Here is a 10,230-nt window from a genome sequence, read left to right as displayed (position 1 = left end):
GGCTATTCCCGTCGAAAAGCAATTCCCAGCCCGAGGCGATCTCCGATTCGCTGAGCGTGTTGTGAGTGGGACCGCAGGAAACGGCCATGGTGAGCAGCAGCGCAAAGCCGCACACGCCAGTGACTTTGCCGCAAAAAGTAGTTGGTAGTATCATTTTATGTTGGTTTAGTGGATATCTTTAGCGGATGTACAAAGTTATCCATTTTCAGGCATGCCGCTACACGCGCGATGCACTATATAGACCTATATAAGTCTATATACAATTAATAATCAAACCAATAAAAACAAGTATGACACCCCGTATTATATAGATTCCCGGAGATCTTTACAACCCGATCCGGGCGACCTGCGACTCGAAATCGTCGCGGTCGAGCGCGGCATTGCGCAGTTTGGTGCGGTAGGTATAGACCGTAGCGGAGGCACAGTTGAGCAGCGAAGCGATATGCCCGCTGTCGGTAATCCCGAGCCGCAGGGCAGCCAGAATCCGCAGTTCGGTCGTCAGTGAAGAGTCCGTGCGGGGAGCGAAGCGCGATTCGGGCTGCAAAAGTTCGTTGACCTGCTCGATGAAATGCGGGAAAATATCGAGGAACGAGGCGTCGAACGACTGGTAGAATTTGAGGTACTCGCCGTTGATGGTCTGCGACATGCTGAGCTGGCGCACCAGTTCATCGGCGCCCTGGGTCTTGGCAATGTGGCACACTTCGCGGCGAAAAGCGTCCATTTGTCCGATATAGCGCACCGAGAGGTCGATATAGTGACAGACATAACGGTCCTTGATGCGGTTCGAATCGACCAAAGCGCCGTTGATCCGGCGGATATGGTCGTTCTTGCCGAGCAATTCGTGGTTCTTTTCGCGGAGCATATCGCTCATGCGGATCAGTTTTTCGTGGTTGTTGTGCAGGCGGCGGTGCTGCCACAGCACGAACCACAGCACGACAGTCAGCACCACAAGGAAAACTCCGGCCAGGCAGATGACCACGATCATCATTGTCTGCCGTCCGGCGATATTGGCCGCCACGGCCTCGCTGATCTTCATTGCCGCCGCCGAAGAGTTGGGAATCCGGGCGATCGACTTGCAGCGCACGGCATCGTCGAAAGTGGAACCCATATAGGCCGCGGCACGGTCGAAGTCCCCGCGGTCGAAAAGCCGGAGCGCCAGGTCGTAGAGCGAATAGTAAGAACGGGTTCCGGCGCACAGGTCGGAGATCGACGACTCGGCCAGGCAGTACGCCGACAGGTCCTCGTCGCCCATTTTCCGGGCGATGTCCGACATGGCATAATAGAGCAGCGCACGTTCGGGATAACTCAGGACTTTGGCCGTGAATGGCTCCAGCAATTGCAGCGCCTCCGCACAGCGCGCACTGTCGCGAAGACTCAGCGCCTCCATGCGCGCCCGGGTAAATTCGCTCAGCCCCGGGACCGAAATGCGGCGCGTCAGGAACACCGTATCACGCCATGCCTGCTTCTGGTACGGGTCCTCGACCTCGGAATAACGCCGGGAAGCTACCGAGCAAAAACACAGATACCATGCTCCATATTCCAGCGGAGTCATACCGACGGTATCTATTTTCCGGAAAATAGCTTCGGCGTAACTGGTCTGCCCGCGGCCCAGCCAGACATCGATATCGGCCAGCAAGGCCAGCCGCCGCTCATACCGCGAACCGCTCCGTTCGGCCAGCCGGTAGAGCCGGTCGACGTAATAGGCCGAAGAGTCGAGATCGAAAGTCACGAAAACCTGCGCCACCGCGAACACCTGCTCCGCCTGTTCAGCCGTCGGGGCCTTGGCGTCGATGCGGCCGCGCAACTCGTCGGCCTGCTCCTGGCGCCACTGCTGATAGCGGGCTTTCTGCGCCAGCTCCGCATCCAACCGCTCCAATGCGGCCCGGGTCTGCAATGAATAGCTCTCCTGCGGTGTACATCCTACCGGCAGGAGGCACGCCGCAGCCAACGAGAAAAACACGCAGAAACGAAGGATAATCCGCAGAGGCATCGTCAATAGTTTTGGGTCGGACAAATTTAACAAAAAAGCCAGGCTTTGCAAACCGAATACGTCAATTTAAACCGAACAACAGGGATAAGAGACCGGAAAGCAGTGCCGAAAGGCACTCGCCGACGGCTTCCGGAAGACGACTGCAACGCCCGTACCGACACCTAAAATCAGCTTCTTACGGATTATCCCCGAAGACCGGACGACGGTTACAAGTCGATACGCCGGCAGGAGGCTCCGGCCATCCCGACCGGTTTGCCGACACCCGGCAGCGAGACCGTGTGCGCCTTGTCGTCCATGTTGACGATCAGGTAAACCCGCTTTCCGTCGGGTTTTAGCCACTCGGCGGCCAGCACCGAAGCATCGTCGCCGAATCCGGGAATCCGGACGACCGGATTATCGCCCGACGGGGCGAACTCGCGGATAAACAAGCCCCCGTACACCACATCATGCACTCCCCGGCGGAAGTCCATGAGCGTCTTCATGAAGCGGGCCTCTTTCGCCGCGCGCTCCGACATCAGCGGCCGCGGATCGACCCACCCGATCTGCGAACCCCACAACAGGGCTTTGGCCAGTTCGTAACGGAAGTCGCCGAGGCCCATTTTATCCACCGTGGCGGGCGTGTAGGTAAATGCGCTGGTAACAGCACGGTCGGAGTAAACCATCGGGAATACGGGTTTGATGACGCAGGCGTTCTCCTCGTGGGGTGTATTGACCACCAGCAGCATGTCGAACAGGTCGATGTAACACTCGGCGTTCTCTTCGCTGGTCAGAATCTTCCCCTCCTGCAAATAGTTGGCGCGGATTTCGCCGATGAGCCTGCGGTAGCCGTCGTACCAGAAACTCCCGCCGCCGACCGGATGGTCGTGGCGCTCGTTCCAGCAGGGTTCCGGCGCCGCTGCCGAAATCTGGTCGATATAGACGCCGTCGACGCCGAGCCCGGTCTGGAGGCTGTCGACCAGTCCGATAATCTTCCTGTGCCAGATGGCGGTCGAAGGGCATGTCACCGTATTGAGAACCTTCGAGGTGGGATAAATTTCGGTATAGAGCGATCCGTCGGGCTTGCGGCACGAAGCATCGTAACCGCGGTCCCGCTTATAACTGTCCGCCGCGGGGTCCCAGAGACGGCCGTTGATGTAAGGCGTGACCCGGGCCCCCGACTGCTGAACGGCGCGGACCATCCCGGCAAAGCCCTCTTTGGCAGGCAGATAGTCGGGATAGTGCGTATCGTAGGGATGGTTGTGCCAGAAGTACCAGTGCACGCCCAATCCATCGCCGAAGTATTCGGCGGCGCTTTTAACCGCATCGAACGTATCGTCGCCGACGTATTTGGCGCGCACCCATGCGTCGGCGTTATAGCACCACTGCGGAATATTGCGCGCAGAGAGCGGTTTGCTGCCCCACTCGGTCGTAAAGGTGAAAGGACGATACCACCGGACGACGGCGTCCTCCCAACCTTCGGAGGCAAAGCCCACGACCGAAGTCCAGGGCAGGCGGAACGTTCCGTTTTCGATCCATCCGGCCGAAGCGGGAATCGCGTCATTGAAGACGACCGTTTTGTGCGTACACTGCACCGAGTAGGTCTTGCCGCAGCCCCGGCGGTCCTCTGTACCGTAGTAAAGGGCTCCGTCGCCGTTGTGCACCAGCACGAACTGCATAGCCGAAGCATGCGAGGGATAGCGAGCCTCGAAAGTGGCGATGTCGAGCGGTTTTTCGACGCCCCAGCCTTCGGTCGTAATCACTTTACCGGCCGCCGGACGGTCGATTACGATGCGGGGAAACTTCACGTCGGTGACCAGCCATCCGGCAGGCAGATCGGCCTCCAGGTTCCATTGCAGCAACTCGCCGCCGTCGGGCAGCGTGACGTACATCCGGACAGGATATTTCACCGGCGAGTAATCGAGTGTCAACTGCCACGTGAAGACGAGCGTCTTGGCCCCGGCATCGTCGCGTACCCCGACTCCCTCGTAAACAGCGTGCTCGGGCAGCAACTCGGGATTCTCGCCCTGCGGGCCTTTGTAGACGAGCGCCCACGGCCGGTCGTTCTGCCCTTCGGGAGCCACAGAACGGCCGTTCAGCACCAGTTTTTTAATCCCGAAAACCTTGCCGGCGCCGAAAACGGCCTCCACATATCGATTGGATAGGGTGTAATCGTCGCCGGTCCGGCTTACCGCAGTCTGGCATCGGGCGAAAGTCGGCAGGTTCAGCAATAGCAGGCATACCGACAGCTTGCAGATTCGTTTCATCATATTTTGACAGTGTATTTCGGGTTGTCCATCATGTATTGCCGCTTCGTACCGACGACCGGTTGTTACGGGCATTTCCGGCGCTTTATATTATAAGGTATATATCCGGCAGGGAGTTATATGGTTCGGAAACGTCCCTTTCGAACAAAAGTAAACAAAAAATATTTCTCAAACAACGGGAAGTTCATAAAAAACTTTTCGATCCCCTTCACGAACGAATCGGGTATCGCATTTTAAGAGGCCACATACCCTTCCGCCGCGCCTAATATTATTTAATATTCTAATCAACAGCAACTTATACAACAAAACCAGATCCTTTTACCGAGTTGATTCCAGCCATAGGCAAGGAAATATTTTTATTCGGAAACGCCCCGCCGAAGCAAATAAAAACATTGATTATCAATAATTTAATCCCCAAAAACCAACCTTACCGGACATCCTCCCCGCCTTTTTAAAGTAAAAAAACTTACCAAAAATACACGTGATAATAATTTTATTGTTATATTTGCTTTTGCATAATGAATACTTTTAACCGAACATTACCTTAAAATTGTGTGACACGAGTCGTATAAACGACACGCCCGACTCCGCCAAAGACCGATAACTAACTGAATACCAATACTAATAAAACTACTAACTTTACCTAAAAAAACGGACGCCTATGGTTAAATGACACCGGCCAAATCGAAAACTATTGACTTCCCGAATTTCACAATCTCTCGTTGTTTTGCAGTTTGCAAGAACAAAATTGAACCTGGACGGACCGCCCGACGGACACACGTAGGAACCGTACCAAACTTTATCAAGTAATTTAAATGAGGAAATATGACAATGACTATACAAAAGCTCTTTTGTAAAATAGTGCCCTGGGTGTGTGTGTTGATTCCGGGGCTTATCCCGATTACGGAATTGAGCGCGAATCCAACATTCGAGTATACCGTAAACGACCTTTCCGAGGCGGTATCGGCTCCGCAAGAGAGGGGGGGGGAATTTAAGCTAACCGGTCAGGTATTCGACGAGACCAAGGCCGGAGTCCCGGGTGCGACAGTCACCGTCAAAGGCAGCACCCGCGGCGTTATCACCGGCAACGACGGCAGTTTTACGCTCGAGGTCACTCCGACCGATGTGATCGTGATCTCCTACCTGGGTTATGAAACGCAGGAGATTCCGGTGGGCGCCCGAAAGAATATCGTCGTCGAACTGGTCCGCAAAACCTCCGAACTGGAAGCTGTGACCGTAGTCGCCTACGGCAAACAGCGCAAAGAGAGCATTGTCGGAGCCATCAACACGCTCGACGCCAAAGAGTTGAAAGTATCCACAGGACAGCTTTCATCGAGCCTCGCCGGAAAACTCGCCGGTCTGGTCGTCATGCAGCGTACGGGCGAGCCGGGATCGAGCGCCGAATTCTGGATCCGCGGCGTGAATACGTTCGGAACAGGCAGCACGACGCCTCTGGTGCTCGTCGACGGTATCGAACGCAGCATGGACCTGGTCGACGCAGACGACATCGCCACCTTCTCGATCCTGAAGGACGCCACCGCAACGGCTGTTTACGGCGTGCGCGGAGCGAACGGCATCATCCTGATTACCACCAAGCGCGGTATGGAGGGAACGCCGAAGATCAACGTGAAGGCCGAATTCGGCATGACCCAGCCGACGAAGCTGCCCAAGATGGCCAACACCAGGCAATGGCTCGATTTCTACGACGAATTGTGCCGGGACAGCCCGACCGGAGAGCAGGGTTTTTCGGATTATGAGCGCCAGATGTACCTGAGCGGCAAAGATCCCGACCTCTATCCGTCCGTCGACTGGACGAAGGAAATTTTCAAGAACCTGGCCATGACCGGCCGCGTCAACGTAAGCGTGGCAGGCGGTTCCCCCAAGGTGCGCTATTACGTGGGGTCGTCCTATTACACCGAAGGCGGTATCTTCAACATCGCCGACAACAAGCGCTACGACGCCCAGATGAACTACAACAAGTTCAATTTCCGTTCGAACATCGACATCAACATCACCAAGTCGACGGAACTCGGGCTCTCGCTGTCGACCCAATACACGACGACGAACCAGCCCAACAGCTCGTTGGCCGACCTGTACAACTACACCATGCTTTCGACGCCGATCTCGACTGCACCCATCTATTCGGACGGCACGCTCGCCATCGCCTCGGACAACGGCAGCACCAACCCCTACAACATGCTCAACAACTCGGGCTACGCACGGACCGCAAACGTCGTCGCCCAGTCGCTGATGTCGCTGACCCAGGACTTTTCGGATATCATCACGCCGGGCCTCAAGGCCAACGTCAAGTTTTCATGGGACGCCCAGAACTCGACGACCCTCAACCGGGCTTACTCCCCCAACGTCTATTCGGCCACCGGCCGCGACGAGGACGGCAACCTGATTTTCGACCAGACGGTCGTCGGAACGGGCTACATGTCGCTCGCGCGGTCCAATGCCGGCTGGACGACGATCAACTTCGAGGGAAGCCTCACCTACGAACGGCTCTTTGCCGACGACCACCGCGTAAGCGCCCTGTTCCTTTACAGCGTACGCAACCGGACCAACAACGTCCCCGGAACCTATATCGCGGCCTTCCCCTATCGGAACATGGGTATTGCGGCCCGCGTCACCTACGCCTTCCGGGACAAATATTTCCTGGAGTTCAACTGCGGCTACAACGGTTCGGAGAACTTCGCTCCGGGCAAGCGATACGGTTTCTTCCCCGCCTATGCGCTGGGTTACATGATCAGCAACGAGAAATTCTGGGAGCCGCTGCGCGATAAGATCAATGTACTGAAGATCAGAGGTTCTTATGGCAAAATCGGTAACGACCAGATCGGCGGAAGCCGTCGTTTCGCCTATAACACGACAATGAACGTCTCCGCCCCCGGTTTCGTTTGGGGAACCACGGGCCCCAGCGGCACGATCTATACGGGTATTCCGACGAACGGTTACACGACCGGAGAGATCGGCAATGCCAACGTGGCCTGGGAAGAGGCGACGAAGGCCGACGTAGGTATCGAATTGGGACTGTATAACAAGGTCCGCATTCAGGCCGACTACTTCTACGAGAAACGCGAAGGCATCTTCATCCAGCGCGAATCGACTCCGTCGGTGGTCGGAACCAAGGTCGCCCAGTATGTCAACCTGGGCCGGATGCAGAATCAGGGCGTGGATTTGTCGCTCGAATTCGACCATCAGTTCAACAAGGACCTCAGCCTGTCGGCACGCGGTAACTTCACCTACAACCGCAACAAGAAACTCTACGACGATAAACCGGATCAGATCTGGAAATATCAGAACCTGGCGGGATTCGCCCAGAACCAGCAGTTCGGACTTATCGCCGAGGGTTTGTTCGAATCCGAAGAAGACATCGCCACCTGGCCGAAACAGAATTTCGGGGATGTCCGTCCGGGCGACATCAAATACCGCGACATCAACGGCGACGGCGTAGTCGACACGTTCGACAAGGTGGCCATCGGTTATACGACCATTCCGGAGATCAACTACGGCTTCGGCGCCAGCCTCAACTGGAAAGGATTCGATATCTCGGTATTCTTCTCGGGCGTCGCCAATACGACCCGTATCATCAGCGGTTTCAACCTGTTCGGACAGGCTTCGAACATCAAACGGTCGGGACAGATTTTTGCCGACGTAGCCGAAAAGCGTTGGACGCTGGACAACCAGGACCCCAACGCTCCCTATCCCCGCCTGGCCATGAAGAAGGTCGACAACAACCAGCAGGCATCGACCTATTGGCTGCGCGACATGAGTTTCCTGCGCCTGAAGAACGCCGAAATCGGCTATACGCTTCCCAGGGCATGGACCAAAAAAGCAGGTTTCTCAGCGGTTCGATTCTATGTTCAAGGCGTCAATCTGCTTACATTCAGCGATTTCAAATTATGGGATCCCGAATTGAGCGCCAGCTACGGTAACCAGTATCCTCAAGTCCGCACCGTTACGATCGGTGTAAACCTGAACTTCTAAACCAAAATACCTGAACTATTATGAAACAAATGCGAATATTGTGTGCTATCCTGGTATTTTCCCTGGCATCGACCTCCTGTGAATCGTATTTCGACGTAAAACTGGACGACCAGCCCAATATCGAGGATATATTCAGCACGACAAACGGCACCAAAAAGTATCTCGCCCATATCTACTCCTACATTCCGATGGAGGAAGAGATCGTAGGCAGCGAGGGTTGGGTAGTTCCGCGCTCCGACGAAGCCCAGTACTCGTTCTTCCAGTGGGTGAACTACCTTCAGATCAAAACCGGCAGTTACAGCAGCGGTACGGTCAACGGGACCGGAGGCGACCTGGTAACAGCCGACGCGGCTTACTACAACTTCTGGAGAAAGAACTACGTGGCGATCAACCAGTGTTCGACGTTCCTCAAATACGTCGATCTGAACAAAGGCGAGAGCCCCGATAAAATCAAGGCCATGAAGGCCGAAGCCCGGTTCCTGCGTGCATTCTACTACTTCTGCCTGTTCCGTCAGTTCGGTCCGGTTTACATCTGGGGCGACCAGATGCCGGACGAAACTATCATGGGTTCGACGATCGACCGCATGACGGTGGACCAGAATATCGATTTCATCGTCGGCGAGTTGGACGCAATCAAGAACGACCTGCCGCTGCGGATGTCCGATATCGGAGAACCGGAGGCAAGTTTTGTCGGACGCGTTACGCGGGGAGCCGCGCTGGCCCTGAAAGCACGCGTCCTGCTCTTCGCCGCATCGCCGCTCTACAACGGCTGCGACCTCTATGTCGGCAAGATGAAGAACATGCGCGGCGAATTCCTCTTTCCGCAGACCAAAGACGACTCCAAATGGGAAGCTGCGGCACAGGCAGCATGGGATGTGATCGACCTGGGCATGTACAGCCTGTGCGAGGACAATACACAGACCGATCCGTTCAAGAAAGGCGTTGCATCGTATCAGAAAGTCATGTTCGACAACTGGAACAGCGAAACGATCTGGGGATGGTGGTTCCGGACGACCAAGGGTTACGAATACTTCGGTCCCACCGGCGGGCAGATCGGCCCGGCCATGCCGCCCAACGCACTGGAAACACTGGGTGTCCGCGGCGGATACGGCGGCATCGCCCCGTCGCTCAAGCTGATCGACACCTATCCCATGTGGGAAACCGGACGTTACCCGGTTACCGGCTACCAGGGCCAGAACGACCTGTCGAAACCGATCGTCGATCCCCAATCGGGATACCAGGCAACGGGATTCACCGAAAACTACAAGCAGCCGGCCGACGCCGACTGGGCCCCTCCCTTCAAGGCGCACAACAGTTGCGTCGGACGCGATCCGCGCTTCTACGCCTGCCTGGTTCCCAACGGATTCTACTGGCCCAACAAGACGTTCCCGAACCGGTTCACCTGCTATGACAACGCGGAGTGCACGTCGAGGTATTCCGCCACTTCGGACGCCAACCGCCTGGGTTATACCTGGCGCCGGCTGCTGAAACCCGACTATTCGCTCAACGACGAATACGACATGTACAAAGCAATCAAGTACGTGTATCCCGCATTCCGCCTGGCCGAGGTCTACCTGAACTACGCCGAGGCCTGCAACGAGAAACCGCAGCGCGACGAAACCGCAGCCCTCCTTTACCTGAACAAGGTACGCAACCGGGTCGGACTGAAGGATATCGAGGAGGCATACCCCGAAATCAAGGGCAACAAAGAATTGCTGCGCTGGTGTATCCAGAAAGAGCGCATGGTCGAATTCGGACTGGAGGCAAAACGCCACTACGACGCCTGCCGCTGGATGATCGCCAAGGACGAATACCCGGGCACTCCCTGGACGCTGCACCTGACTGCGACAAACTACGAAGATTCTTACCAGCGCGTAAACAACGAGCTCAGAATCAGCACCTATGTTTTCCAGGACAAGGACTATCTGTATCCCATCGGTGCCGCTCAGTTGGCCGAGATGACCAATATGACCCAGAATTACGGATTTTAACTAACGCTTGATGTGA

The 10,230-nt window shown here is 55.9% G+C and carries 4 protein-coding genes; 2 read left to right on the top strand and 2 right to left on the bottom strand.

From position 1 onward, the window contains the following. Nucleotides 1–325: 325 nt before the first annotated feature. Both KG007_RS12965 and KG007_RS12960 read right to left on the bottom strand, forming a co-directional pair. Nucleotides 326–1,990, bottom strand: a complete 1,665-nt coding sequence (locus tag KG007_RS12965) for a DUF6377 domain-containing protein (RefSeq protein WP_213349414.1) — start codon at nucleotides 1,988–1,990, stop codon at nucleotides 326–328. 206 nt (nucleotides 1,991–2,196) lie between these two features. Continuing rightward, a complete protein-coding gene (locus KG007_RS12960; protein ID WP_213349411.1) occupies nucleotides 2,197–4,236 on the bottom strand; it encodes a DUF6259 domain-containing protein in 2,040 nt (679 codons plus the stop codon). Between the two features lie 867 nt (nucleotides 4,237–5,103). On the opposite strand from KG007_RS12960, the gene KG007_RS12955 reads away from it, so the two are divergent. Then, nucleotides 5,104–8,223 (top strand): SusC/RagA family TonB-linked outer membrane protein, encoded by a 3,120-nt coding sequence (locus tag KG007_RS12955; RefSeq protein WP_317194948.1) that lies wholly within the window; start codon nucleotides 5,104–5,106, stop codon nucleotides 8,221–8,223. A 20-nt stretch (nucleotides 8,224–8,243) separates the two neighbouring features. After that, nucleotides 8,244–10,214 carry a RagB/SusD family nutrient uptake outer membrane protein gene (locus tag KG007_RS12950; protein ID WP_249413360.1) on the top strand — a complete coding sequence of 657 codons (1,971 nt, stop codon included), beginning with the start codon at nucleotides 8,244–8,246 and terminating at the stop codon, nucleotides 10,212–10,214. Nucleotides 10,215–10,230: the final 16 nt, after the last annotated feature.

The sequence above is a fragment of the Alistipes montrealensis genome, assembly GCF_018362775.1.
Lineage (GTDB): Bacteria > Bacteroidota > Bacteroidia > Bacteroidales > Rikenellaceae > Alistipes > Alistipes montrealensis.
The sequence above is the reverse complement of the archived record's forward strand: the minus strand, read 5'-3'. Positions and strand labels throughout refer to the sequence as shown.

What these genes read in the sequence shown, in the direction of transcription:
- KG007_RS12965 (WP_213349414.1), bottom strand. Translation starts at nt 1,990, where the DNA reads ATGCCTCTGCGGATTATCCTTCGTTTCTGCGTGTTTTTCTCGTTGGCT.
- KG007_RS12960 (WP_213349411.1), bottom strand. Translation starts at nt 4,236, where the DNA reads ATGATGAAACGAATCTGCAAGCTGTCGGTATGCCTGCTATTGCTGAAC.
- KG007_RS12950 (WP_249413360.1), top strand. Translation starts at nt 8,244, where the DNA reads ATGAAACAAATGCGAATATTGTGTGCTATCCTGGTATTTTCCCTGGCA.